Genomic DNA, 25,468 nt, shown 5'->3' on the forward strand with positions numbered 1-25,468 from the left:
GCCGGGCTGAGCCGGGCGGGGCGGGGCCGACAGTTCATCCCTTTTGGGGTGTCTCGGGGTGTGGGACGACCGCTGAAGCGCGGCGCCCCGCGCACTACCCTTCCCTCATGACCACGCTCTCGCCGTACGACTCGATGTCCCCGGTCACCCAGGCCGCCTACCGGGCCAAGGCCGCCGCCGCCGACCTCGCGCCGCTCCCGCGCGCCGTGAAGGACGACGCGCTGCTCGCCATCGCCGACGCCCTGGAAGTCCGGACCGCCGAGATCGTCGGGGCCAACGCCAAGGACGTGGCCAAGGCCCGGGAGAACGGCACCAGCGAGGCCATCGTCGACCGGCTCACCCTCACCCCCGAGCGGGTCCGCGCCATCGCCGCCGACGTCCGTGACGTCGCGAAGCTGCCCGACCCGGTCGGCGAGGTCGTCCGCGGCTCCACCCTCCCCAACGGCATCGACCTGCGCCAGGTCCGCGTCCCGCTCGGTGTCGTCGGCATCATCTACGAGGCCCGCCCGAACGTCACCGTGGACGCAGCCGCCCTCTGCCTGAAGTCCGGCAACGCCGTCCTGCTGCGCGGCTCCGGCTCCGCCTACGAGTCCAACACCGCCCTCGTCCGGGTGATCCGGGACGCCGTCGGCGGCGCCGGGCTGCCCGCCGACGCCGTCCAGCTCGTACCCGGTGAGAGCCGCGACTCCGTCCGCGAGCTGATGCGCGCCCGCGGGCTCGTCGACGTCCTCATCCCGCGCGGTGGCGCCTCCCTGATCCAGACCGTCGTCAACGAGTCCACGGTCCCCGTGATCGAGACCGGCACCGGCAACTGCCACGTCTACGTCGACGCCCAGGCCGACATCGACACGGCCGTCGAGATCCTGATCAACTCCAAGGCCCAGCGGGTCAGCGTCTGCAACGCCGCCGAGACCCTCCTCGTCCACCAGGACATCGCTGCCGAGTTCCTGCCCCGCGCCCTGGACGCCCTCGCCGACGCCGGCGTCACCGTCCACGCCGACGAGCGGGTCATGGCCTACGCCAAGGACTCCAAGGCCACCGTGGTCGAGGCGACCGCCGAGGACTGGGAGACCGAGTACCTCTCCTACGACATCGCCGCCGCCGTCGTCGACTCGCTCGACCGGGCCGTCGAGCACATCCGGCTGTGGACCTCCGGCCACACGGAGGCCATCGTCACCACCTCCCAGCAGGCCGCCCGCCGCTTCACCCAGCTGGTCGACTCCACGACCGTCGCCGTGAACGCCTCCACCCGCTTCACCGACGGCGGCCAGTTCGGCTTCGGCGCCGAGATCGGCATCTCCACCCAGAAGCTGCACGCCCGCGGCCCCATGGGTCTGCCGGAGCTGACCAGCACGAAGTACATCGTCACCGGTGACGGGCACGTCCGCCGCTGAGATTCACCCGTCCGGCCCTGCCCGCCCCGCCCGTCCGGCCGCCTGTCCGGCCGCCTGTCCGGCCGCCCGTGCGACCGGCGCGGGCGCACGGCCGAAAGGCGTCACACCAGGCAGACGAATCTCCGTACCGGCTGCCCAAATTGACCCCCCAGGTCTACTCTGGATCCGTGCCGGAGGACGTGGGGGGTACGCCGTTCCCTGACGGCTGGGAGCCCGACGACGACCACGACCGCGGGGTGTCGGACGAAGAGTTCGCCTCCGTGGTCTTCAACGAGGCATTCATACAGGCGGCCACCGTGCACGAGCCGACCGCCGTCGAACGCCTCCTGGCCGCCGCCCAGGCCAGAGCTGAGGCATCCGAGGCGGAGGCCCGCCGCGCCCACGCCCGAGGCGAGCGCTACGACGACGGCTACGGTCCCGAGGGCGCCGGATTCGGCCAAGATCATGACGATGACGGACCGGACGACACCTACGTCCTCGGCGACGGCTCCTCCGGCTCCTACGCCCCCTACGGCTCCTATGGCAAGCAGGTCCGCTGGCACCGCCCCGTGGCCTGGCTCCTCGCCGTCGTGATGGGCATCGGCATGGTCGCCCTGGCCTTCGCCGCCGTCTACCGGGGAGGTTCCTCGGGCACCCGCGACCGGGTTCCCGCCCCCGCCTCGACCGGCCTGGAACAGAGCGGCGCGTCCGCTCCCGCCGCCTCCGCCGAGCACTCCCGGCCGGCCGTCTCGGCCATCCCGCGCTCTCCCTGAGAACCTTGCCCGCACTTGGTGAGAACCTGTCAGAACTTGTGGTGCAGCGGGGCGTTTACCCGGGGCCCGCGAGACCTACTCTGAAGGTATGGGCGGGCCTGGAGACCCACCGGAGGGGACACCCGAGGGCGGCCCCGGCGGTGCTGAGGACGAATACCGATCCGTCGTCTTCGACGAGTCGTTCGTCCGCGCTGCCCGCCTCCAGGAATTCTCCGCGCAGGAGCGGATGGCCGACCACACGCCCGCCGTACGCCGCCGCCCGCCCCTGCACCGTGGGCTCACCCGGCAGGTACTGATCCTCGTCGTGCTGATCGCCATCGCCTTCGGCACCGCGATCTACATGGGCGTCCGCCACCCCTACAGCTCCCCGCAGGGCCGCCGGTCCGTCGAGCCCCTGCGGATGACGATCATCCCGCTGGCCCCGCAGGGCAAGGTGCCCGGCGCCCCCGACGCCGCGAGTCTCTTCGCGCGCAGCCCCGCCGCCCCGTTCGCGGTCGGCGCCGAGGGCATACCCCTGCCCGCCTCGCGCAGCACCGCCCACTTCTCCGACAGCCAGGTGGTGACCGCCCTCACCACCGTCAAGGACTATCTCGTCCGCTCCTCGCTCTATCCCGAGGTGCTCAGCGGCCGGGAGGCGAGCGCCGCCCGGGCCATGGTCGACTCCGAGCAGCTCGCCCAGTTCGACCGGAGCTTCGACCACCCGGCGGCGGACGGCCGGCACGCGCCCACGGGCTGGGTGGTCCGTATCGACCCCGCCCGGGCCCGGCTCACCGGCGACGGCGTCCGCGTCTCGGGCAGCCTGCGGGCCGCCGAGACCGACCCGGCGACGCTGGAGGTCACCGCCGACCACACCTTCGTCTACGCCCTGCGCCCCGCCGGTGCCGCCGCCGATGCCCCCGCCTCCCTGTTCACGGTCCGCCGCGAGCTGGCCTTCCGCCTCGACAACGACGACCTGCGCACCCACCAGCTCCAGCTGGTCACGTCGTACGTCCAGGCGGGCCCCCTCGCCTGCGCCGAGGACTCCTCGGCCTACCTCCGCCCCCTCCTGTCCGGCCAGACCGCCAAGTCGGGCGGCCCCGCGGGCACCGACCCCTACGACCCGGACAGCGCCACGGCACTGTGCGGCACCCTGTCCACCAAGGCGCAGCCGAGCGTCTGAGCGGCGCCGGCACGCGACCGGTGCCCGCCACACCGGAGCGGTCAGCACGCGGCGGCGAGAGGCGAGCGGGGGCCGTGCACGGGAGGGTGCACGGAGGCGTGCACGGGGGGCCTGCGTGTGGGGACGGCCCCGACGGCCCGGGTGTGGGCGTGGGCGTGGGCGAAATCGTGCCCGGGGGCGTGATGTGTGCGGGAACGGCGCCGAGGGGCTGGTCGTGGGGGTGAAACCGTGCCCGGGGATCGGCCCCGGGGCGGGGTCGGCGTCCGGGGACAGTGCGCCGGGGGAAGCGCGCCGGGACTGAGCGGTGGCTACGGCCGGCGGCGCCGGGGCCGACCGTGGGGTGGGGCCGGCGTCTGGCGCCAGGGGGCCGGGGGAGGCGCGCTGGGGCTGAGCGGCGGCGACGGCGAGCTGCGGCGGTGGCCAGCGGCGGGGTAGGGCCAGCGGCGGGGAGGGCCAGCGGTGGCGACGGCAGACCGCGCCGGGGGAGAAGCACTGCCCGTCCGTGAGCGAGCCCGCCCGCGCCGAAACCGGGGGCGCCACCGGCCTCGGGTGAGTCCCCTCGGTGTCGGACCAGCGGCCAGGCGGCGTCGAACCTGTTGCCCCTCGGCGTCGGACCAGCGGCCCAGCGGTGGCGAGCCCGGCTCCTATCCCTCGTCTCCGCCGGGAGCGGTGTCCGCCTCGTCCCCGCCGGGAGCGGCGTCCCCCTTGGCCGGCGGAGGGCTCCGGAAGCCGTCGAAGCCCCGCCGGACCCGGCCGCCCAGGTCGCCCGCGCCGCCCGCGAGGTCCGTGACCAGCTTCATCAGCGGGTCCTTGGAGCCCTTCACATCGCTCGCGTAACTGGACGCCGACTCGCGGAAGGAATCGCTGACGGAGGTGTCCTTGTCCTCGTCGCGCCGCGGGTAGTGGCCGTCCATGACCCGCTGGTAGTCCCGGGACTCGGCCCACTTCTTCAGCTCGGCCGCCCGCACCGTGGTGAACGGGTGCGAGCGCGGCAGCACGTTCAGGATCTTCAGCACGGAGTCCCGCAGATCGCCGCCGGAGTCGTACTCCTCGGCCTGCTCCAGGAACGCGTCCACGTTCATCTCGTGCAGATGGTTACCGCCCGCGATCTTCATCAGGCCCCGCATCGAGGCCCGGACGTCCTGGCCCACCAGCAGGCCGGCCCGGTCGGCGGACAGCTCCGACTTGCGGAACCACTCCCGCAGCGCCGTGATGATCGCCATGATCGCGAGATTGCCCAGCGGGATCCAGGCGACCTTCAGCGCCAGACTCGTCAGGAACAGCAGGATCGTGCGGTACACCGAGTGACCGGACAGCGCGTGCCCCACCTCGTGCCCGACGACCGCCCGCATCTCCTCCTCGTCGAGCAGCTCCACCAGCCCCGTGCTGACCACGATGATCGGCTCGTCCAGGCCGATGCACATCGCGTTCGGCTGCGGGTCCTGCGTCACGTACATCGGCGGGACCTTCTCCAGGTCCAGGATGTAACAGGCGTCCAGCAGCATGTCGTGCAGGTGCGAGAACTGCCGCTCGGAGACCCGCACCGAGTCGGACAGGAACAGCAGCCTGAGGCTCCGCTCCGGCAGCAGCCCGCTGAGCGCCTTGAAGACGGTGTCGAACCCGCTCAGCTTGCGCAGCGCGACCAGGGCCGAGCGGTCCGCCGGATGCTCGTACGCCCGCGAGGAGATCCCCGGGAAGCGCCTGCGCTGCCTGCTCGGCACGCGCTCGTGCCCGGTCTGCTGGTGGCCGTCGTCGGACATGTCTTCCCCCATGTGCGTCTGAGTGCCCACTGTGCCCCCGAGGCGGGGCCCAGCCTAGGCGGAGATACCGTGGCAGGCAGTACACCCGAAGGAGTCCACGCCATGGAGCACCACCCCGCAGCCGCCTGGCTGACCCAGGCCGCCACGAGCGCCGTCCAGCAGCACGGCACGGGCAACCTGCTGCGTGTCGTCCTGATCGTGATGATCTTCGGCTGTGCACTGACCGCCTGGTTCCTGCTGCGCGGCTACAAGCGGAAGGACGACTGACGAGCGGCGGAAGTTCCCCGCCGCCCGGCGGCGGGCGACTCCCGCCGCGGGCAGCCCGCCGGCGGCCCCGGGCCCCAACGGCGGAGTCGGCGTGATCGCCACCGGCCCGCCCGCTTACGATGGGCCGACAGCTTTGTTCCGCCCACACGCGTGAGGTCCTGCCGAAGATGAGCTTCCACGACGCCGCAGCCCAGTTGGTCACCCTTGCCGCCGAGGGCGAATCGCACGGCGGGAACCACAACAGCCTGAACCCGGCCATCACCGGCGGCGGCGCGCTGGTCATCCTGCTCCTGCTGCTGTGGATCACCACCCGCTTCAACCGCGACCGCTGAGCGGGGACCCCGTCCCCGGCCGGAGGCACGAGACCGGGCCGGTAGGGTCTGCACGCATGGGAGAGCAGGACATGCCTACCGGTCCGGCGTACGAGACGGCCGACGACACGGTGAAGCACCCGCAGTACGGTCCGGGCGACGGCCCCGCCCACACGGGCAAGCGGCGCCTGGGCGTCATGGGCGGAACCTTCGACCCGATCCACCACGGCCACCTGGTGGCGGCCAGTGAGGTCGCCGCGCAGTTCCAGCTGGACGAGGTGGTGTTCGTCCCCACCGGCCAGCCGTGGCAGAAGTCCCACCGCAAGGTCTCCCCGGCCGAGGACCGCTATCTGATGACGGTCATCGCGACCGCCGAGAACCCGCAGTTCTCCGTCAGCCGCATCGACATCGACCGCGGCGGCCCCACGTACACCGTCGACACCCTGCGCGACCTGCGGGCCCTCAACCCCGACACCGACCTCTTCTTCATCACCGGCGCCGACGCCCTCGCCCAGCTGCTGACCTGGCGCGACTCGGTGGAACTCTTCTCCCTCGCGCACTTCATCGGCGTCACCCGCCCCGGCCACCAGCTCACCGACCCGGGCCTGCCGGAAGGCGGCGTCTCGCTCGTGGAGGTGCCGGCGCTCGCCATCTCCTCCACGGACTGCCGTGCGAGAGTCGCCAAGGGAGACCCCATCTGGTACATGGTGCCGGACGGAGTCGTGCGCTACATCGACAAGCGCGAGCTGTACCGCGGCGAGTGAGCCGAGAGGGGCACCGGTGAACGACCGATACGACGCGGGGTACGGAGACGGCCCGTACGAACTCGTCGGGTACGACGAGTACGGCCGGCCCGTGTACCGGCAGGCCCCGGCACAACAGGCCGCCCAGGCACAGCAGGATCCGCAGTTCCAGCAGCAGGCCTACGACCCGTACGCCCAGCAGCAGGGCTACGGCTACGACCCGTACGCCACCGGCCGGCAGCAGCCGGCGCCCTCCTACGACTCCGGCCGGCAGCCGGCCGCCCACGACCCCTACGGCTCCCGGACCCCGTACGACCCGTACGCCACCGGCACCCAGGACGCCACGGCCTACGACCCCTACGGGCAGACGGCGAGCAGCGGTCAGCAGCCCCGGGTCGCCGAGCAGGCCGCCTACATCCCGCAGCAGGCCGGCCCCGCCGAGGACACGCGGGCCCCGCAGGAGGCCGAGCCCGCGCCGGACGAACCGGAGTACCGCACCGCGCCGGACGAACCGGACTACCGCACCGAGCAGTTCGCCTTCGTCGAGGAGCCGGACGGTGACTCCGAGGACGTCATCGACTGGCTGAAGTTCACCGAGAACCGCACCGAGCGCCGGGAGGAGGCCCGCCGCCGCGCCCGCAGCCGGCTCGTCGCCCTTCTCGTCGTCCTCGCTGTCGTCGTGGCCGGCGGTGCCGGCTACCTCTGGTTCGCCGGGAAACTGCCCGGCCTGTCCTCCTCCGGCGGCAAGAACGGCACCACCACGCCTGCGGCCGCCCAGAAGCGCGACGTGCTCGTCGTCCACCTGCACAACACCGCACGGGGCGGCACCTCCACGGCGCTGCTGGTCGACAACACCACCACCAAGCAGGGCACCACGGTCCTGCTCCCCAACTCGCTCGCGCTGACCGGGGACGACGGCTCCACCACGACCCTCGCCAAGTCCGTGGACGCCGACGGCACCTCCGGCACCCGCGACCAGCTCGACACCGTTCTCGGCACCAGCATCCAGGGCACCTGGCGGCTGGACACCCCCTACCTGCAGAACCTGGTCGACCTCGTCGGCAACATCGAGATCGACACCGACACCGACGTGCCCGACCCGGACGCCAAGAAGAAGGGCACCGCGCCGCTCGTCCACAAGGGCCAGGGGCAGACCCTCAGCGGCAAGATGGCCGTCGCCTACGCCACCTACCGCGCTACCGGCGAGTCCCCGAACGCCCAGCTGCAGCGGTTCGGCCAGGTCATGCAGGGCGTCCTGCGCAAGGTGTCGTCCGAACCGTCGTCCGCCACCACCACCGTGCAGACGCTCGCGCAGATCCTGGACCCGCCGCTCACCGACAAGGACCTCGGCGCCTTCCTCGCCAAGCTCGCCGAACTGGCCAAGAGCGGCGCCTACCGGACCGCCCTGCTGCCCGTGCAGCCCGACGGCACGCTGAGCGCGCGGACCAGCGACAGCGTGGTGAAGGACATCCTCGGCGGCACCGCCAAGAGCCCCGGCGCGGGCTCCGCGGTCCGGGTCTCCGTCCAGAACGCCACCGGTGTGAAGGACGACACGGAGAAGGCCCGCGTCGTGCTCCTCAACGGCGGCTTCACCTTCCTGGAGGGCGGCACCGCCGCCGGCACCGAGGCCGTCTCCAAGGTGCTCTACGCGGACACCGCCCACCAGGCCGACGCCGCCGAGGTCGCCAAGACCCTCGGCCTGCCCGCCGGCTCCGTCACCAAGGGCAGCGTCTCCTCCGGCGCCGAGGTCTCGGTGGTCCTCGGCAGCGACTACGCACCCTCGTCGTCCTGACCGCCGGCCGCCTTCCCGCGGGGGTGCGGCCGGGCCACCCCACGTGATGCCGTAATCACGTGGGGTGCCCCGGGCGGTCCGTGAGACCCTTGAGGGTAAAAGTCCGCCGACGGAAAGCCATGTAGTGACCGCCACCGACCGTTCCCTTGAGCTCATCAACACCGCCGCCCAGGCGGCGGCCGACAAGCTCGCCCACGACGTGATCGCCTACGACGTGAGCGACGTACTGTCGATCACGGACGCCTTCCTCCTGGCGTCCGCCCCGAACGACCGCCAGGTCAAGGCCATCGTCGACGAGATCGAGGAGCGCCTGCAGAAGGAACTCGGCGCCAAGCCGGTCCGCCGCGAGGGCGACCGCGAGGCCCGCTGGGTGCTGCTCGACTACGTCGACATCGTCGTCCACGTCCAGCACAGCGAGGAGCGCGTCTTCTACGCCCTGGAGCGGCTGTGGAAGGACTGCCCCGAGCTGGAGCTGCCCGCCGACGCCAAGGCCACCCGGGGCAAGTCCGAGGAGCACGCCAAGCTGAAGGCCGCCGAGGCCGACCAGGAGCCGGGCGGGGCGTGGTGATGAGCGCCACCGGCGAGGTGACCGACCACCGGAGCCGGGGCCGCCGCATCATCCTGTGGCGGCACGGCCAGACCTTGTGGAACGTGGAGCGCCGCTTCCAGGGCACCACGGACGTCGAGCTGACCGAGACGGGCATCGCTCAGGCCCGCCGCGCCGCCCGGCTGCTCGCCTCGCTGCGGCCGGACGCGATCATCTCCTCGGACCTGCGGCGGGCCGCGCACACGGCCGCCGAGCTGGCCGCGCTCACCGGCCTCGACGTCACCCACGACGAAGCCCTGCGCGAGACCTACGCGGGCGTCTGGCAGGGGCTGACGCACGAGGAGATCATCGCCCGTCACGGCGAGGAGTACACCGCCTGGAAGCGCGGTGAAGCGGTCCGCCGCGGCGGTGGTGAACTGGAGACGGAGGTGGCCGACCGCGCCGCCCCCGTCGTGCTGCGGCACGCCGAGAAGCTGCCCGAGGACGGCACCCTCGTCGTCGTCAGCCACGGCGGCACCATCCGCACCACGATCGGCCGGCTCCTCGGTCTGGACGCCCGGCACTGGGAGAGCCTCGGCGGCCTCTCCAACTGCTGCTGGTCCGTGCTCGGTGAGGGCGCCCGCGGCTGGCGCCTGCTGGAGCACAACGCGGGCACCCTCCCGGAGCCCGTTCTCGGCGACGACGACTGACCGCCTTCGTGGCCGCGCGGCCCGGATTTCACTTTCCGGCAGGTCACAGGCTAAAGTTCTTCTTGTTCGCCCCGCCGAGCGGGGTGAGACAAGACACGCGGCCCGCCGCGTGGCGCCCGGGGCTATAGCTCAGTTGGTAGAGCGCCTGCATGGCATGCAGGAGGTCAGGAGTTCAATTCTCCTTAGCTCCACTGATCGACCCTCTGTCGAGTGGTCAAAGATCGGTGATGAGGATCCCGTCCCTTCAGGGGCGGGATCTTCTGCGTTCAGCGGTCGATGAGTTCCATGGCCTCCTCGGCACACTGCTCCCGGACCTGCTTGAGTCGTTCCGGGCTCCGCGGCCGTATACGTCGGCGGAGGCGCTCCGGGTGTGCGGTGCGGCCGGGTGCCGACCGGAACGGCTGCGGTGGGAGCCGTGTCCGGACTGGTACTGAGGCGTCGCTGACCGTATTGGTCCGGTCGTGGCAGAATCAAACGGCCGGAAGGGGGCGCGGCCCGACGGGAGGGAGTAGCGATGCCTGCGAGCATCCTCGAGGAGGTCGGCCACCTCCTCGGTGCGGCGTTGATACGGGACACGACCACCCGGCTGAGCTGCCCTTCCTGCGGTTCCGCGCATGTGGCGCAAGTTCTCGGCGACAATGGCGGAATCTCCTACGTGTGCACGGCCTGCGGCCACAGCTGGAGCTGATCAATGGGTGCACACAGGCGGAAGTGCGACTGGTGCGGGAGCGGAACGCCCATCGTCCGCGACATGGAGCCGATCAACCCCGATTACCAGTACTGGTGCGAGGAATGCGCACGGGCGCTGATCATAAAAGGCGACCCCATCGAGACGTACCGGGAACTGGAGGGCGAGCCGATCTACGGCCGGCTCCTCGAGGAACACTGCACGCTCAAGCGGTTCTACCAGTTCGTCACGGCTTGACGCGGACCCCGTCGGGCCCGGCCCCCGGCAACGATGTCCCGGCCAGTGCGAGGAACAGCGCACCGACCCCTGCATAGACCGCCGAAGGGATCAACTCCACGGCGCTCAGGTGCAGTTCGGGCCGGCCGGTTCCGTGCGGCACCCACCAGGGGGCGTACGAGCAGAAGACCAGCAGGGCGCCCGCAGCGGCCGTCCGGCGCCCGCGCGTCCACAGCAGCAGCACCAGCGGCACGCACCACACCCAGTGGTGGGTCCACGACACGGGGCTGATCAGCAGGGCGGTGACCGCGCAGGCGCACACCGCCCAGGGCCGCCGCCCCAGCAACTCCGCCCGCACGGCCACCGCGAGCCCCAGGACGGCCGTCACGGCGGCGCAGACCGCCCAGGCGGCTCCCGGGTCGGGGGTGTGCAGAAGGCGGGCCAGAACGCCACGCAGAGCCTGGTTGGCGGTGTCCTCCGTCTGCCCGACCCGGCTCGCGCGGAACACCATGTCCGTCCAGAAGCGCCAGGAGTCGTACGGCAGCACGCCCGCCGCCAGGACACTCGCCGCGGCGAACACGACGGCCGCGCCGCGCGCGTGCCGCAGCCACGGCGCCCCGCCGCCGCCCCTCAGGCGGTCCACGACGCCCGTGGCGAGCAGGAAGGCCAGGAACAGCGCGGGTGTCAGCTTGACCGCCGTGGCCAGTCCGAGGCCCACTCCCGTCCAGCGGTCGGACCCGCCGGCCGGGCGGCGGGTCAGATCCCACAGCACCAGGACGGCCAGCAGCAGGTTGATCTGGCCGTAGCGCAGGGTCGTCCACACCGGTTCGCACCACACGGCGGGCGCCGCGACCCAGAAGGCGGTCTCCACGCGCGCGTGGCCGACGAGTTTCAGTGACAGCCGTACGAACATCACCAGCAACGCCAGGTTGCCGGCCGTCGCCAGCGTGCGCAGATGCGCGGGGTCCAGCAGGGGCAGCGGGGTGAACAGCAGGGCCGCGAACGGCGGGTAGGTGGTGGGCAGGTGCGCCGCCGTCGCGCGCAGGGCGTACAGGTCGTCGCCGGCGCGCACCGCGGCGCCCTCGGCCCGGTAGACCATCAGGTCGATCATCGACACCTGCGCTCCGCGCTGAGCTGCCCAGAACGCCGTGAACGACACCAGGCACACCCCCAGGGCGACCGTGGCCCGGCGGTGTGCTGCGGACGGCGCGATCATGGTCATGAAGCCGACATTAGCGGCCTTATCGGCGCGAAGCCGAAACCGATTTGGTGCTGTGCCCCCGGGCCTGTAATGTTTACGTCGTCGCCGGGGGAACCGGGCGAAACAACAGAACAAGGGGCTATAGCTCAGTTGGTAGAGCGCCTGCATGGCATGCAGGAGGTCAGGAGTTCAATTCTCCTTAGCTCCACAGAAATCGAAGGCGGATCACCGGACGGGTGGTCCGCCTTCGGCGTGTTGTGAAAGACGACGGGGCGGAACGGAAGGGGCGGATCACCCGGTTCGGGTGATCCGCCCCTTCCGTGCGGCTCAGCGGCCGAGCGCGCGCCGGCCGCGCCCCTGGGAGAGGACCGGCAGATTGCGCGACGGCGCCTGGCCGCGCGTGTCCTCCTCGACGCGCAGGGCGAGCGCGGGGCAGCGGCGCACCGCGCGCAGTGCCTTCGCCTCCGCGTAGCGCGGCACCTGCGCCTGGGCGACGGTCGGGAAACCGTCGGCGCCGAGCTCGAACACCTCCGGGAGGATGTCCGCGCACAGCCCGTGGCCCCGGCAGAGGGTCCAGTCGACGTAGATCCTCTGGCGGCTGCCGCCGGTCTCCTCGGGCTCCGCGCCGCCCGGGACGCCCGTGGGGGCCCTGCCCCCCTCGAAGAGCGGCAGGACGCCCTGCACGGGCCGTCCGCAGCCGTTTCCGAGGACGTGGGCGGCCAGGTCGTCGGTGAACGCCTTGATGGTCGACTCCAGGAACATCGCCGAGCCGTCCGGGTGTGAACACGCCCCGCGCCGCTTGACGTTCTTCGCGACCTGCTTCACCGCCTCCAGGGCGGCCGGTCCGCCGCCGTTGAGGATGTCCTCCAGGCCGCGCGCGGCGGCGGGCAGTCCGAGGTAGCAGGGCCCGCACTGGCCGGCGCTCTCCTCGGCCAGCCACTGCGCCACCCGCAGCGACTCGCCCAGCGGGCACGTCTCCTGGCTGATCGGCAGGATCGCTCCCGCGCCCAGCGAACCGCCCACCGCGTCCAGCGAGTTGCGGGAGACGACCGCCTCGTCGACGGTCGCCGCGTCGATCCACTTGCCGTGGTAGCCGCCGGTCAGCACACCCTGCGGCACCGGCGGGGCGCCCGCGAGCTGCAGCACGTAGCGCAGCGGCACGCCCGTGGGCGCCTCGATCACCATCGGGCGGGCGACGGCGCCGGACACGGTCAGCATCACGGTGCCCGGTTCGTCGTACAGGCCCGTGTTGCCGTAGCGCTCGGGGCCGATGCGGGCGGCGATGGCCAGCTGGGCGAAGGTCTCCGCGTTCGACAGCAGCGTGGGCGCGCCGCCGACACCGGTCTGTGAGGCGCTGATCTTGCGGCCGGGCGGGATCGCCGGACCGCCGTCGATCGAGCGGATCAGCGAGGCGGCGGCGCCGGTGACCATGCGGACCGGATTGCGCTGCACCCACGCGCGCAGTGCCGATCTGCGGCTGTTGCTCAGGCCGCGTTCGGCGAGCGCGGCCTCCATCGAGCGTTGCGTGGACTCGCGGGTGACGCCGATGACGAGGGTGCGCGCGCCGAGCGCCTCGGCGCACAGCAGGGCGCCGTCCAGGATGAGGTGCGGCGCACGGTTGATCAGCACCGTGTCCTTGCGGCAGGCCGGTTCGTCCTCGCTGCCGTTGACCACGACGACCGGCCGCACCCCCCGTTTGATCGCCGACTCGGCGACCGAGCGCAGCTTCTTGTGGAAGGGGAAGCCGGCACCGCCGCGGCCCTTGAGGCTGATGCGTTCGGCGAGCTGGGCGAGCTGTTCGCCGCCCAGCGGGTCGAGCGGCCCGTGCACCTTGAGATGCATGGGCAGGTCGAGCCGCTCCACAAGGTCGAAGCCCGACGTGAGCTGGGGAAGTCCGACCACGCGGACTTCGGGGACGTCGGGCAGGGCCTCGTTCACTTAAAAGCCTCCGGAAGGCGTGTTCCAGGGTTCGCCCGAACCCGGCGTCTCGTAGGAGGAACCGGGCAGCGTTTCGGTGGCGGGACCGCTGCTGAACGTGTCACCGGGGTTGTACGTGCCATGGAGGCCGTTTGTCTCACGGGTGTCGTACATGTCACCTCCGCCGTATCCGGCGGTGCCCGGATTGCCGTATACGGGGATGGTGTATCCGGTGTCCTGGAGCGGGTCGTACGCGGAGGGCGGCGCCTCGCCGACCGGCGGCGGGGACGGGACCGGCCAGCTGCCCGAGGTGCTGGAGGGGCCGTCCACGCGCGGGACGGCCTGTGTGGGCCGGAGGTCCGTCGGCAGGTCCGTGCGGGCGGCCCGGCCTGCCGCGAAGGGCGGCGCCCCGCCCGGTGTGGACACCGTGCGGTAGGCCGCCGCGAAGCCGGAAGCGGGCCCGGCGGCCGGGGCGGCCGGGGTCTGGTAGAGCGGCGAGGCGGCCGTGCCGGCGGGCGGCGGCCCCGGCTCCCGCCGGCTGCCGAACGCGGCCGGCGCCGCCTCGGCCATCCGGGAGCGGCTCGCGTCCAGCTCGTCCAGGCCGACCCGCTCCGAGCTGCCGAACAGGGCCACCAGCCGGTCGGCGACCTTGCGCTTGACGGGGCGCGGCGCGGCGCGCAGCGCGAGGGCACCCATCACGCCGAGCAGGGACAGGCTGTACAGGATCACGAAGATCGGCTTGGCCGAGCGACCCGCGTAGAGGCCGTGGACCAGCGCCGCGCACCAGGCCGGGTAGGCCAGCATGTGCATGGCCCGCCAGCGGGCGGCGACCGGGGCCGGGGTGGCGAAGTTGCTGCGCAGGGCGCCGGTGACGCCCACGAAGACCATCAGCAGGCCCGCGAGCGAGCCCAGTCCGATCAGTCCGGCGATGCCGGTGACGCCGAGCGAGAACGGGATGATCGCGGCGATCAGCTGGGTGTGGCCGAGCGCGATCTTCGCGGTGATGTGCAGCAGCAGGAACGCGATCGAGGCGACCGCGGTCGTCCGGTGCACCGCCTGGCCGACGATCCGCTGGCGGGTGTTGAGGAAGATCCGGTCCTGGGCGAACAGGCCCCAGATCACCGAGCAGCTCAGCGAGACGAGGGACAGCACGCCCGCGCCGAAGTTCAGGAACTCGCGGAACTGGCTGCCTCCGACCAGCACGGCCACGGGTATGAGCAGCAGAACGACAGCGGACGCCACCCCATAGGCCGAGCGGCCCGGTTTGGGGAGCGAGCTGGTACTACGACGAGGGTTCATGGGGGCACTCCGAGCAGTTCCGGGAAAGCGGTCCCGCTGCCGCACTCTAAGTGGCGTCATACCGATCAGTACGAGAGTTTGCGTTATTGCGTTGTTATCAACGCACAATCTGATTGCCGATGGTCCCTTAGGGGACGTTACGCGAAGTAATCACTGACCTTCGTTCAGCTCCGGGCGGGCTTCGTGACATGTCCATCAGGGATACGGAAGCGCGTCGCTGCTTGCTCAAGGGCTGCGGTACCCTTGGCGCTATGCGTGCCGTACGCCTTCTGCTTAGCGGGCCGCGCTGATCAGTACCGACCCCGGTCAAGCCGTGAGGTCGGCATCGGCGCGGCGTCCCCTCCTGCGTGAGGGGCTTTTTCATTTCCGCAGGCAGAGACGATCGATGGAGCTTTGAGGATCATGAGCGAGACGAACCCCGCTGCCGCCGCTGCTACGTCGGCGGAGGCCGCCCCGCACCGCTACACGGCCGCCATGGCGGCCGACATCGAGGCACGCTGGCAGGACTTCTGGGACGCCGACGGCACCTACGCGGCGCCGAACCCCAAGGGCGACCTGGCGGGCGACCCGGAGCTGGTCGCCAGGCCGAAGAAGTTCATCATGGACATGTTCCCGTACCCCTCCGGCGCGGGCCTGCACGTCGGCCACCCGCTGGGCTACATCGCCACCGACGTCTACGCCCGGTTCCAGCGCATGACCGGCCACAACGTCCTGCACACCCTGGGCTTCGACGCCTTCGGCCTGCCCGCCGAGCAGTACGCGGTGCAGACCGGCACGCACCCGCGCGTGTCCACCGAGGCCAACATCGAGAACATGAAGTCCCAGCTGCGCCGACTGGGCCTGGGCCACGACAAGCGCCGGTCGTTCGCCACGATCGACCCGGAGTACTACAAGTGGACCCAGTGGATCTTCGTTCAGATCTTCAACTCCTGGTACGACGAGGACGCCCGCAAGGCCCGCCCGATCTCCGAGCTGATCGCCCGGTTCGAGTCCGGTGAACGCGCGATTCCGGGCACCACGCGCGCGTGGAGCGAGCTGAGCGCCCGCGAGCGCGCCGACATCCTGGGCGAGTACCGCCTGGCCTACGCCTCCGACGCGCCGGTCAACTGGTGCCCCGGCCTGGGCACCGTGCTGGCCAACGAGGAGGTCACCGCCGACGGCCGTTCCGAGCGCGGCAACTACCCGGTGTTCAAGGCCAAGCTGCGCCAGTGGAACATGCGCATCACCGCCTACGCCGACCGGCTGCTGGAGGACCTGGAGGAGCTGGACTGGCCCGAGGCCATCAAGCTGCAGCAGCGCAACTGGATCGGCCGCAGCGAGGGCGCCCGCGTCGACTTCCCCGTCGACGGCGAGCGCATCACGGTCTTCACCACCCGCCCGGACACCCTGTTCGGCGCCACCTACATGGTGCTGGCGCCCGAGCACCCGCTGGTCGAGAAGTTCACCCCCGAGGCGTGGCCCGAGGGCACGCACCAGGTGTGGACCGGCGGCCACGCCACCCCGGCCGAGGCCGTCGCCGCCTACCGCGCGCAGGCCGCCGCCAAGTCCGACGTCGAGCGGCAGGCCGAGGCCAAGGACAAGACCGGCGTCTTCACCGGCGTGTTCGCGACCAACCCGGTCAACGGCGAGCCGGTCCCCGTCTTCATCGCCGACTACGTCCTGATGGGCTACGGCACCGGCGCGATCATGGCCGTGCCGGGTCACGACACCCGGGACTTCGCCTTCGCGCGCGCCTTCGAGCTGCCGATCCGCTGCGTGGTCGAGCCGACCGACGGCCGCGGCACCGACCCGTCCACCTGGGACGACGCCTTCGTCTCCTACGACGCGAAGATCGTCAACTCCGACAGCGACGACGTGCGGCTGAACGGTCTGGGCGTGGCCGAGGCCAAGGCGCGCATCACCGAGTGGCTGGCGGACAAGGGCATCGGTGAGGGCACGGTCAACTTCCGGCTGCGCGACTGGCTCTTCAGTCGCCAGCGCTACTGGGGCGAGCCCTTCCCGATCGTCTACGACGAGGACGGCATCGCCCACGCGCTGCCCGAGTCGATGCTGCCGCTGGAGCTGCCCGAGGTCGAGGACTACAGCCCGCGCACCTTCGACCCGGACGACGCCGACACCCAGCCCGAGACGCCGCTGTCGCGCAACGAGGAATGGGTCGACGTCACCCTGGACCTGGGCGACGGCCCCAAGAAGTACCGCCGCGAGACCAACACCATGCCCAACTGGGCCGGTTCCTGCTGGTACGAGTTCCGCTACCTGGACCCGCACAACGACCGGCAGCTGGTCGACCCGGAGATCGAGCAGTACTGGATGGGCCCGCGCGAGGGCCAGCCGCACGGCGGTGTCGACCTGTACGTGGGCGGCGCCGAGCACGCCGTGCTGCACCTGCTGTACGCGCGCTTCTGGTCCAAGGTCCTGTACGACCTGGGCCACGTCTCGTCGGTCGAGCCGTTCCACAAGCTGTTCAACCAGGGCATGATCCAGGCCTACGTCTACCGTGACAGCCGGGGCATCGCGGTGCCGGCCGCCGAGGTCGAGGAGCGCGACGGCGCCTACTACCACCAGGGCGTGCAGGTCAGCCGCCTGCTGGGCAAGATGGGCAAGTCCCTGAAGAACGCGGTGACTCCGGACGAGATCGCCGCCGAGTACGGCGCCGACACGCTGCGCCTGTACGAGATGGCGATGGGTCCGCTGGACGTCTCCCGGCCGTGGGACACGCGCGCGGTGGTCGGCCAATTCCGGCTGCTGCAGCGGCTGTGGCGCAACATCGTCGACGAGAACACCGGTGAGGTCACCGTCACCGACGCCGAGCCCGACGAGGAGACCCTGCGCGCCCTGCACAAGGCCATCGACGGCGTGCGCCAGGACCTGGAGGGACTGCGCTTCAACACCGCCATCGCCAAGATCACCGAGCTGAACAACCACCTGACCAAGACGGGCGGCGCGCTGTCGCGGTCCGTGGCCGAGCCGCTGGTGCTGATGGTCGCCCCGCTGGCCCCGCACATCGCCGAGGAGCTGTGGCGCAGGCTGGGCCACACCGACTCGGTCGTCCACCGGGACTTCCCGGTCGCGGACCCGGCCTATGTCGTCGACGAGACCGTGACCTGCGTCGTGCAGATCAAGGGCAAGGTCAAGGCCCGCCTGGAGGTGCCGCCCGCCATCTCCGAGGAGGAGCTGGAGAAGGTGGCGCTGGCCGACGAGAAGGTCGTGGCGGCACTGGACGGCGCCGGCATCCGCAAGGTGATCGTGCGGGCGCCGAAGCTGGTGAACATCGTTCCGGCGTGATCAACGGACGTCGGGTGCCACCGGCGTCGGGGTAGTCCCCTACGGGCAGGTTCGGGGTCCTTACGGAACTCCGGGCCTGCCCGCTGCGTTTACCGTGGAGAGCACAGCGGATCGTGCCGTGCGGCCGCTAGTGCCGTGCGGCCGCTCGTGCCTAACGGCGGAGGAGGAGCGTCATGGAGGTAGTACTGACCGTGTTCGCCCTGCTCTTCCTTGTCTTCATCGGCCTGGGCGCCTACGCCACCGTCAAGGCGGTCGGCGCCGCCAAGCGCGGCGTGGACCGGACCGTCGCGCAGGCCCGCCGCACGGTCGAGGACCACACCCTGCGCGCCAAGTCCTTCGCCCAGTTCGGGCCGGCCGGCGAGATCGCCCAGCTGCGGCTCGCGCTGCGCACCTCCATGCGCGCCACGCAGGACGCACTGCGCGCGGGCGTGCGGGAGGACGAGTCGCTGAAGGAGTCCCTCGGCCTCTTCGAGCGGCTCAGCGTGCACGGACACGAGTTGGACGAGGACCTCAAGCGCATGGAGTCCGAGCCGGACCGGGCCAGGCTCGCCGACCAGCTGCCCGAACTGCGCGGCCGCACCGAGCGCATCACCAACTCCGCCGACTCCCTGCGCTGGGCGATCCGCGACCGGGCCCGTCGCTTCTCCGACGACGATCTGGACAGCCTCAGCGCCCAGATCGACATCGAAGCGGGTGCCCTGCGCCACTGGACGCGGAGCGAGGCCGGCCAGGCACCCCCGCAGTGGCCCGACGCACCCGCTCCGGCCGACGGCGCCCCCGCCGACGGCACTGTCACGGAGCAGCCCCGGCCGAGGACAGCCGGGGCCCGCGCCGCCGGGGATCCCGCTCCCGAAGCGATCGCCCCGCCGCCATGGCGCCCCGCCTACCCTTGGCAGAAGAAGCCCCGCCCCGAGAGCACCACATGAGCGGGCCGCTCGGTGCCCGCACGACAGGGGCCGGGCTGCCGCACGAGCGCTACGCCAGGTAACCTCCAGCTCATGTCCCGCCATGTCGCGATCGTCACCGATTCAACGGCCTACCTGCCGCACCGGACGATGGAGCGTCATGGCATCACCGCGGTCCCGCTGACCGTGGTCCTCGGCGACCGGGCCCTCGAAGAGGGCACCGAGATCTCCACCCGCTCCCTGGCCCAGGCGCTGCAGAAGCGGCGCTCGGTCACCACATCCCGGCCCAGCCCCCAGGTGTTCGCCGAGACCTACCGCAGGGTCGCCGACGCCGGCGCGACCGGCATCGTCTCCCTCCACCTGTCCGCCGAACTGTCCGGCACCTACGACGCGGCCGTCCTCGCGGCGCGCGAGGCACCGGTGCCCGTGCGGGTCGTGGACACCGGCATGGTCGCGATGGCACTCGGCTTCTGCGCGCTCGCCGCCGCCGAGGCCGCGGAGGCGGGCGGCACGATCGACGAAGCCGTCACGGCCGCCGAGAAGCGGGCCGCGGGCACATCCGCCTACTTCTACGTCGACACTCTCGACTATCTGCGCCGTGGCGGCCGTATCGGTGCCGCGCAGGCCCTGCTGGGGTCCGCGCTCGCCGTGAAACCCCTGCTCCAGCTGGACGGCGGCCGTATCGAGCCGCTCGAAAAGGTCCGCACGGCGTCCCGGGCGATCGCGCGCCTGGAGGAGATCGCCGCCGAGCGTGCGGGCGACGCGGAGGTCGACATCGCCATCCACCACCTGGCCGCCCCCGAGCGTGCCGCCGCACTCGCCGACCGGCTGCGGGCACGCGTCCCGGGCCTGGCCGACCTGCATGTCAGCGAGGTCGGAGCGGTGATCGGCGCCCACACCGGGCCCGGGCTGCTCGGCGCGGTCGTCTCGCTTCGCTGACGCACGACTCACTGCCCCGGCCCGCCGGTTGGCGACCGGCGGCCGGCCGGCTTCACCCGTGCGGGTGGCGGAGTTTTCCACAACCGGGCGGTGATCCACGGAAATTGACCAAGATCATCCCGGTGTGACGGAATAACCCATCCTCGTCGCATGGCACTTCGATCCCGTCCACGCAGCGCGACTTTGACCAGCGGCCCCGGCCGCGGCCCCGCCTCCGACGGCCGCACCCGCCGACGCCGGGCCGCCGGACACCGCCGGGCCACCGAACACCGCCGGGCCGCCGGACACAGCAGGGCCGACCAGCACAGCCGCTTCGGCGGACACAGCGGCGCCGGCGATCACCGCGGCGACCGCCGCCGCCCGCCCGCGCCTGCGGAGGAACTGCGCCGCCGGGCGGAACTCCTCTTCGGGGAACGGGCCGTGCAATGGCGTGAGTCGGGGAACGCGCCGCCGGAGACGGAAGAACTCGTGAGTGCGGCGGCAGCGCCGTCGCCGCCGTCGCCGTCATCGGTGCTCACGGTCAGGGCGACAGCGGCGGTCAGGGGAACGGCTCCCGGCCTGCGCCCGGCGGCGGGGCCGGTCAGCATCCCGGCGCGGGTACCGGCCGGCTCGGCCGGGCGGGCATCGGCGCCGGGCGGCTTCGGGGGGCCTGAACCGGCCGGTGTGCCGCGGCTGCCGGAGCCGGAGGGGCCGCAGGAGCGGAGGGAGCCGGAGGAGGGCCGGGAGGGACCCGTGGCCCCCGACTGGCGGGTTCGGGCCGGGCTGGCGCTGCGGGAGCGGATGCCGGTGTGGCTCCAGGCACGGTACGCAGTGGAACGGCGAGGAGTCGTGGCGCTCGTCGTGGTGCTCGTGGCCGCCGCGGTCTTCGCCGTGCAGCACTTCTGGGCGGCCCGGCCACAGTCGGTGAGCGCACCCCAAGTGGTGCGAACCCAGGCCCACTTCCCCAGAAAGAGCGAGGGAGCGGCGTCCGGAGCGGCCGTGGGCACGACGGCGACACCCGCCGCGGAGATCGTCGTGGACGTCAGCGGCAAGGTCCGCGAACCGGGGATCCGGCGGCTGCCGGCCGGTGCCCGGGTGGCCGACGCGCTGCGAGCCGCGGGCGGGATCCGGCCGGGCGTGAGCACGGAGGGACTCAACCGCGCCCGCTTCCTGGTCGACGGCGAACAGGTCGTCGTCGGCACCCCGGCCGGGGCCGCCGCTCCGCCCGGCCCGGCGACCGGGCCGCTCCCCGGCTCCACCGGCACGGGCCCGGCGGCGCCCGTCTCCCTCAGTACAGCCACCATGGAGCAGCTCGACACCCTGCCAGGAGTCGGCCCGGTACTGGCCCAGCACATCGTCGACTACCGCGCCCGGCACGGCGGTTTCCGCTCGGTGGACGAACTGCGCGAGGTCAACGGCATCGGCGACCGCCGGTTCACCGACCTGCGCGACCTGGTACGGCCATGAGCCGCGTGCCGGACGAGGCGTCGCCGCGCGCGGAGCCCGAGCCCGAGCGCAGCGCGACCGGGGACACCCGTCGGACCGGCCCCATGGACCTGCGCCTGGTGCCGCCCGCGCTCGCGGCCTGGGGCACGGCGGCCCTCACGCTTGACGCACCGGTGGCCTGGACCGCCGGAATCGCCGCCGGCTGCCTGGCCGGAGGGATTCTCCTGCTGCTGATGCGGGGACCCGACCGGTTCGCGCGGCCCGACCGGTTCGCGCGGCCCGGGCGGCCCGGGCGGCCCGGGCGGCCCTGGCGGGTTGGGCGGCTCGGGTGGGCGTGCGGCCCGTTCCGCTGGGCGCGTGCCGCCGTCGCCGCGATGCTGCTCTGTGCCGCCGCGGCAGCCGTCTCCGCCGGGCTGCACGGAGCCGACGTGTGGCGCGGCCCGGTGCCCGAGCTGGCCCGGCGGTTCGCGACCGTGACCGCCGAGGTCGAGGTGAGCGGCGATCCGTGGCTGAGCAGGCCAAAGGTGCGGGGCGATCACGCGGCACCCGTGGCGGTGCTGGCGCGGGCCGAGCTGCGCAGTGTGGAGGAGGCTGACGGGAGTCGGGTCCGGACCCGGACGCCCGTGCTGATGATCGTCGACTCGGATGTTCCGGCGCCGGGAGGGGGCACCGAAGGCAGGGGAAATACCGAGCCGCCGCCGGCCGGCGCCGCACAGCCGAGGACGGGTGGGCGGGCCGCCTGGCTCGGGCTGCTGCCGTCCACCCGGCTGCGGGTCGGCGGGCGGCTGGCGCCCGCGCTGACCGGCGGCGACCGGACAGCGGCCGTGCTGCGGGTGCGCGGCCGGCCGGGACCGCGCGTCGTGGCGGGGCCGAGCGGACCGCAACGGCTGGCGGGGAGGCTGCGGGCCGGCCTGCGCGAAGCGACCGAAAACCTGCCGGAAGACGCGCGAGCGCTGCTTCCCGGGCTGGTCGTCGGGGACACCTCGCGGATCACCCCCGAGCTCGAGCAGGCCTTCCAGGAGACGGACCTGGCGCACACGCTCGCCGTCTCCGGCAGCAACCTCACCGTGCTGCTCGCGCTGCTCATCGGACCGCCCGGGCTGGCCCAGCAGGTCGAGCGCCGTGGCCTGGCCCCGCGCCTGGGGCTCTCACTACGGGCGACGGCCCTGCTCGCGGGAGCGCTGACACTCGGCTTCGTGGTCGTCTGCCGGCCCGATCCCAGCGTGCTGCGGGCCGCGGCCTGCGGCACGGTCGCACTGCTCGCCCTGGCCACCGGGCGCCGCAGATCCCTGGTCCCCGCGCTGGCCACGGCCGTTCTGCTGCTGGTGCTGTACGACCCGTGGCTGGCCCGCAGTTACGGCTTCCTGCTGTCGGTGCTGGCCACCGGCGCGCTGCTGGTGCTGGCGCCCGGGTGGAGCGAGGCGTTGCGCCGGCGCCGGGTGCCCCCGCGGCTCGCCGAGGCACTGGCGGCGGCTGCCGCCGCGCAGGCCGTGTGCGCGCCGGTCGTGGCGGTGCTGTCGGCCCGGGTGAGCCTGGTGGCGGTGCCGTGCAACCTGCTGGCCGAGGTGGCGGTGGCGCCGGCCACGGTGCTGGGGTTCGCGGCGCTCGCCACCGCACCGCTGGCGATGCCGGTGGCCAAGGTGGCGGCCTGGTGCGCGGGTTGGCCGGCCGGGTGGATCGCCGGAGTCGCCCGGGCCGGGGCGGCGCTGCCCGGCGCGGGGATCGACTGGCCGGGGAGCTGGCCCGGGGCACTGGCGCTCGCGGCGGTCACCGTCGCCGTGGTCCTGGCCGGGCGGCGACTGCTGCGGCACCCGGGATGGTGCGGGCTGCTCGGGGTGCTGGTCGTGCTGCTGGTGACCCGGCCGGTGCCGCTGACCCGGGTGATCACGGGCTGGCCGCCGCCGGGCTGGCGGTACGCGGTGTGCGATGTAGGGCAGGGCGATGCCACCGTGCTGGCGGCGGGCGAGGGGGCCGGGGTGGTCGTGGACGCCGGGCCCGATCCGGCGCTGGTCGACGACTGCCTGCGGCGGCTCGGCATCACCCGCGTCCCCCTGCTCCTCCTCACCCATTTCCACGCCGACCATGTGGCGGGACTCCCCGGCGTCCTGAGGGGCCGCTCGGTGGCCGCGATCGAGACGACGGGGTTCGCCGAGCCGGCGGACCAGGCGGAGTCCGTGCGAAGGCAGGCGGCCGAACGGCACATCCCGGTCACGACGGCCGTCGCGGGAGAGGAACGGCGCACCGGACCGCTCACCTGGCGGGTCCTGTGGCCCCCGCCGCGAAGCCCACGGTTGTCGATACCGTCCGGCGCCCCGGTACCACCGGCCCGGCCGAACCCCGTCTTCGAGCCGGAGGGCCCGGACTTCGAGCCGGAAGGCCCGAACGACGCCAGTGTCGCGCTGCTCGTGCGCACGGGCGGGCTGCGGTTGCTGCTGCTCGGGGATCTGGAACCGCCGGCCCAGCGGGCGTTGCTGCGTTCCCCGGCGGCGGCCGACCTCGCCGGAGTCGACGTCCTGAAGGTGGCCCACCACGGCTCGGCCTACCAGGACCCAGAACTGATACACCTCGCGGCACCCCGGGTGGCGCTCGTGTCCGCCGGTGCCGACAACCCCTACGGCCATCCGGCCCCGGCTACCGTGGCCGCGCTGCGGGCCGGCGGAGCCGCGGTCCTGCGCACCGACCGGGACGGCGCACTCGCGGTCACCGGGACCGGCGGGAGCAGCGGGGAGATACGGGTGACGAGCGAGAACTAGGAACGAGAGGTCCTGGGGCCGCCCGCAACACGCGGGGGGGCGAGACTGGCCTCATGACATCAGCACAGGTCGACGCCTATCTCCGCCGGCTCGGTAGCACGCGTCCGCAACAGCCCACCAGCGAGGCGCTGCGCGAGCTGCACCTGCGCCATCTGCGGACCGTCCCCTTCGAGAACCTGTCGGTCCACCTCGGAGAGGAGGTCACCCTGGACGAGACGCGGCTGTTGGCCAAGGTGACCGAGGGGCGGCGCGGCGGTTTCTGCTACGAACTGAACGGTGCGTTCGGGGCGTTGCTCGCCGCCCTCGGCTATGAGGTGGATCTGCTCGCTGGACGTGTCCACGACGACGAGGGGCGGCTCGGTATCCCCTATGACCATCTCGCGCTGCGGGTGCGGACGGCGGACGGGGGCACCTGGCTCGCCGACGTCGGGTTCGGGGCGCACAGCCACTGGCCGCTGGCCTATGCGGAGCGCGGGGAGCAGGACGACCCCGCCGGTACGTTCCAGGTGGTGGAGGCGGGGCCGGACCCGGCCGGTGTGCGCGGCGCTGACGTGCGGGGCGCGGGGGACCTGGACGTCGTGCGGGACGGAAAGCCGCAGTACCGGCTGGAGACCCGCCCGCGTGCGCTCGGGGACTTCCTGGCCGGCGCCTGGTGGCACAGCACCTCACCGCTGTCCCACTTCACCCGGTCGCTGGTGTGCTCACAGGTCACCGAGGACGGGGGACGGATCACGCTCAGCGGGCGGAAGCTGAAGCGGACCGCCGGGGACGGAGCGTGCGAGACGCGGGAGCTGGAGACGGACGAGGAGGTGCTGACGGCCTACCGGGAGTGTTTCGGCATCGAGTTGGGCTCTGTACCGGCTGTGCGAAACCCTGACCTGAGCGACTGATTCGCTTCGGTCCCGGCACATGCCCCTGTGGCGTTCGTGGCCACGGTGCCGGGTGGGCGAGGTGCCCGACAGCTGACGTGCGGAGTGTGGGCCAGGCTTCGGCCCGGGGCGTGAGGCCGGTGGCAGGCCGGTGACCGGCGTGTCCGGGTGTGCCGGGGCGGATGCCGGGCAGGCCTGGCTGACCTGGGCGTCGGGCGTGCGCGCGGTGCCTGAGAATGGGGCCGTGAGCGATGTGAGACACGTGCTGGTGCTGCCCGACCGCGATGCCGCCGAGGAGGCGGCCGAGGCGCTGGGGGAGCGGTTCGCGATCGACGAGGAGCCCCAGCTCGTCCGGGACGCGCTGGCCGGCGAGGACGACGCCGAGGACGCCCAGTGGCTGCTGGTCCTGCGGGACGAGCGCGAGCGGCTGGACCCCGGCGAGCTGGACGCTTTCGCGGGGCAGTGGGACGGCTGGCGCGAGGAGCCGTGACCCCGAGCCGGTCTCGGGGGCAGCTCCGGGACTGGTCAGGGCGCCGGGGCCGGTTCGTTGTCAGTGC

General features: G+C 72.6%; 22 protein-coding genes and 2 tRNA genes. 20 read left to right on the top strand and 4 right to left on the bottom strand.

The window, feature by feature from the left end:
* Window positions 1-107: 107 nt before the first annotated feature.
* The 3 genes from AB0B40_RS04250 to AB0B40_RS04260 all read left to right on the top strand — a co-directional run bounded on the left by AB0B40_RS04250 (window position 108) and on the right by AB0B40_RS04260 (window position 3,305).
* Window positions 108-1,394 carry a glutamate-5-semialdehyde dehydrogenase gene (locus AB0B40_RS04250; RefSeq protein WP_345058032.1) on the top strand — a complete coding sequence of 429 codons (1,287 nt, stop codon included), beginning with the start codon at window positions 108-110 and terminating at the stop codon, window positions 1,392-1,394.
* Window positions 1,395-1,534: 140 nt separating this feature from the next.
* On the top strand, window positions 1,535-2,146 hold the full coding sequence (locus AB0B40_RS04255) for a hypothetical protein (protein WP_345058029.1): 612 nt from the start codon (window positions 1,535-1,537) through the stop codon (window positions 2,144-2,146).
* A gap of 88 nt (window positions 2,147-2,234) precedes the next feature.
* Complete coding sequence (locus AB0B40_RS04260; RefSeq protein ID WP_345058026.1) at window positions 2,235-3,305, top strand: hypothetical protein; 1,071 nt, start codon at window positions 2,235-2,237, stop codon at window positions 3,303-3,305.
* A gap of 644 nt (window positions 3,306-3,949) precedes the next feature.
* Here the strand turns inward: AB0B40_RS04260 and AB0B40_RS04265 are convergent.
* Window positions 3,950-5,065 carry a M48 family metallopeptidase gene (locus tag AB0B40_RS04265; protein WP_345058066.1) on the bottom strand — a complete coding sequence of 372 codons (1,116 nt, stop codon included), beginning with the start codon at window positions 5,063-5,065 and terminating at the stop codon, window positions 3,950-3,952.
* A gap of 102 nt (window positions 5,066-5,167) precedes the next feature.
* On the opposite strand from AB0B40_RS04265, the gene AB0B40_RS04270 reads away from it, so the two are divergent.
* The 9 genes from AB0B40_RS04270 to AB0B40_RS04310 all read left to right on the top strand — a co-directional run bounded on the left by AB0B40_RS04270 (window position 5,168) and on the right by AB0B40_RS04310 (window position 10,339).
* Window positions 5,168-5,332 carry a hypothetical protein gene (locus tag AB0B40_RS04270; RefSeq protein ID WP_345058023.1) on the top strand — a complete coding sequence of 55 codons (165 nt, stop codon included), beginning with the start codon at window positions 5,168-5,170 and terminating at the stop codon, window positions 5,330-5,332.
* 167 nt (window positions 5,333-5,499) lie between these two features.
* Window positions 5,500-5,664 (top strand): hypothetical protein, encoded by a 165-nt coding sequence (locus AB0B40_RS04275; protein ID WP_345058020.1) that lies wholly within the window; start codon window positions 5,500-5,502, stop codon window positions 5,662-5,664.
* A gap of 56 nt (window positions 5,665-5,720) precedes the next feature.
* A complete protein-coding gene (gene nadD, locus AB0B40_RS04280; protein ID WP_345058017.1) occupies window positions 5,721-6,407 on the top strand; it encodes a nicotinate-nucleotide adenylyltransferase in 687 nt (228 codons plus the stop codon).
* A 16-nt stretch (window positions 6,408-6,423) separates the two neighbouring features.
* A complete protein-coding gene (locus AB0B40_RS04285) occupies window positions 6,424-8,178 on the top strand; it encodes a LytR C-terminal domain-containing protein (protein ID WP_345058014.1) in 1,755 nt (584 codons plus the stop codon).
* 124 nt (window positions 8,179-8,302) lie between these two features.
* Window positions 8,303-8,746, top strand: coding sequence for a ribosome silencing factor (gene rsfS, locus AB0B40_RS04290; RefSeq protein WP_345058011.1), 444 nt, complete (start codon window positions 8,303-8,305; stop codon window positions 8,744-8,746).
* Window positions 8,746-9,414: a histidine phosphatase family protein gene (locus tag AB0B40_RS04295; protein ID WP_345058064.1), complete on the top strand. Its 669-nt coding sequence runs from the start codon at window positions 8,746-8,748 to the stop codon at window positions 9,412-9,414. The genes rsfS and AB0B40_RS04295 overlap by 1 nt, the downstream gene beginning before the upstream one ends.
* A 118-nt stretch (window positions 9,415-9,532) precedes the next feature.
* Window positions 9,533-9,605 (top strand) — tRNA-Ala (locus AB0B40_RS04300).
* A gap of 323 nt (window positions 9,606-9,928) precedes the next feature.
* Window positions 9,929-10,102 (top strand): hypothetical protein, encoded by a 174-nt coding sequence (locus tag AB0B40_RS04305; protein ID WP_014672673.1) that lies wholly within the window; start codon window positions 9,929-9,931, stop codon window positions 10,100-10,102.
* Between the two features lie 3 nt (window positions 10,103-10,105).
* Window positions 10,106-10,339 (top strand): hypothetical protein, encoded by a 234-nt coding sequence (locus tag AB0B40_RS04310; protein WP_030653820.1) that lies wholly within the window; start codon window positions 10,106-10,108, stop codon window positions 10,337-10,339.
* Here AB0B40_RS04310 and AB0B40_RS04315 read toward each other — a convergent pair.
* Window positions 10,329-11,540: a glycosyltransferase 87 family protein gene (locus AB0B40_RS04315; protein ID WP_345058004.1), complete on the bottom strand. Its 1,212-nt coding sequence runs from the start codon at window positions 11,538-11,540 to the stop codon at window positions 10,329-10,331. The genes AB0B40_RS04310 and AB0B40_RS04315 overlap by 11 nt on opposite strands.
* A gap of 114 nt (window positions 11,541-11,654) precedes the next feature.
* Here AB0B40_RS04315 and AB0B40_RS04320 point away from each other — a divergent pair.
* A tRNA-Ala gene (locus tag AB0B40_RS04320) sits at window positions 11,655-11,727 on the top strand.
* 119 nt (window positions 11,728-11,846) lie between these two features.
* Here AB0B40_RS04320 and AB0B40_RS04325 read toward each other — a convergent pair.
* Together AB0B40_RS04325 and AB0B40_RS04330 are read right to left on the bottom strand one after the other, a co-directional pair.
* Window positions 11,847-13,457 (bottom strand): NADH-ubiquinone oxidoreductase-F iron-sulfur binding region domain-containing protein, encoded by a 1,611-nt coding sequence (locus AB0B40_RS04325; protein WP_345058000.1) that lies wholly within the window; start codon window positions 13,455-13,457, stop codon window positions 11,847-11,849.
* Window positions 13,458-14,735 carry a cytochrome b/b6 domain-containing protein gene (locus AB0B40_RS04330; protein WP_345057997.1) on the bottom strand — a complete coding sequence of 426 codons (1,278 nt, stop codon included), beginning with the start codon at window positions 14,733-14,735 and terminating at the stop codon, window positions 13,458-13,460.
* A 402-nt stretch (window positions 14,736-15,137) separates the two neighbouring features.
* On the opposite strand from AB0B40_RS04330, the gene leuS reads away from it, so the two are divergent.
* From leuS to AB0B40_RS04365, 7 genes are all read left to right on the top strand, one after another.
* The gene (gene leuS / locus AB0B40_RS04335) at window positions 15,138-18,020 is read left to right on the top strand and encodes a leucine--tRNA ligase (protein ID WP_345057994.1); all 2,883 of its coding nucleotides are present in this window, start codon (window positions 15,138-15,140) and stop codon (window positions 18,018-18,020) included.
* 173 nt (window positions 18,021-18,193) lie between these two features.
* A complete protein-coding gene (locus tag AB0B40_RS04340; RefSeq protein WP_362262738.1) occupies window positions 18,194-18,946 on the top strand; it encodes a hypothetical protein in 753 nt (250 codons plus the stop codon).
* Window positions 18,947-19,018: 72 nt separating this feature from the next.
* The gene (locus AB0B40_RS04345) at window positions 19,019-19,864 is read left to right on the top strand and encodes a DegV family protein (RefSeq protein ID WP_362262741.1); all 846 of its coding nucleotides are present in this window, start codon (window positions 19,019-19,021) and stop codon (window positions 19,862-19,864) included.
* A gap of 150 nt (window positions 19,865-20,014) precedes the next feature.
* A complete protein-coding gene (locus AB0B40_RS04350; protein ID WP_362262744.1) occupies window positions 20,015-21,310 on the top strand; it encodes a ComEA family DNA-binding protein in 1,296 nt (431 codons plus the stop codon).
* 83 nt (window positions 21,311-21,393) lie between these two features.
* Entirely contained in the window at window positions 21,394-24,042 is a 2,649-nt protein-coding gene (locus AB0B40_RS04355; RefSeq protein WP_362262813.1) for a ComEC/Rec2 family competence protein, read from the top strand.
* Window positions 24,043-24,095: 53 nt separating this feature from the next.
* Complete coding sequence (locus AB0B40_RS04360) at window positions 24,096-24,932, top strand: arylamine N-acetyltransferase (RefSeq protein WP_345057982.1); 837 nt, start codon at window positions 24,096-24,098, stop codon at window positions 24,930-24,932.
* 223 nt (window positions 24,933-25,155) lie between these two features.
* Window positions 25,156-25,401 carry a hypothetical protein gene (locus AB0B40_RS04365; protein ID WP_345057979.1) on the top strand — a complete coding sequence of 82 codons (246 nt, stop codon included), beginning with the start codon at window positions 25,156-25,158 and terminating at the stop codon, window positions 25,399-25,401.
* Window positions 25,402-25,468 lie beyond the last annotated feature (67 nt).

The organism is Streptomyces sp. NPDC042638, assembly GCF_040647235.1.
Lineage (GTDB): Bacteria > Actinomycetota > Actinomycetes > Streptomycetales > Streptomycetaceae > Streptomyces > Streptomyces rameus.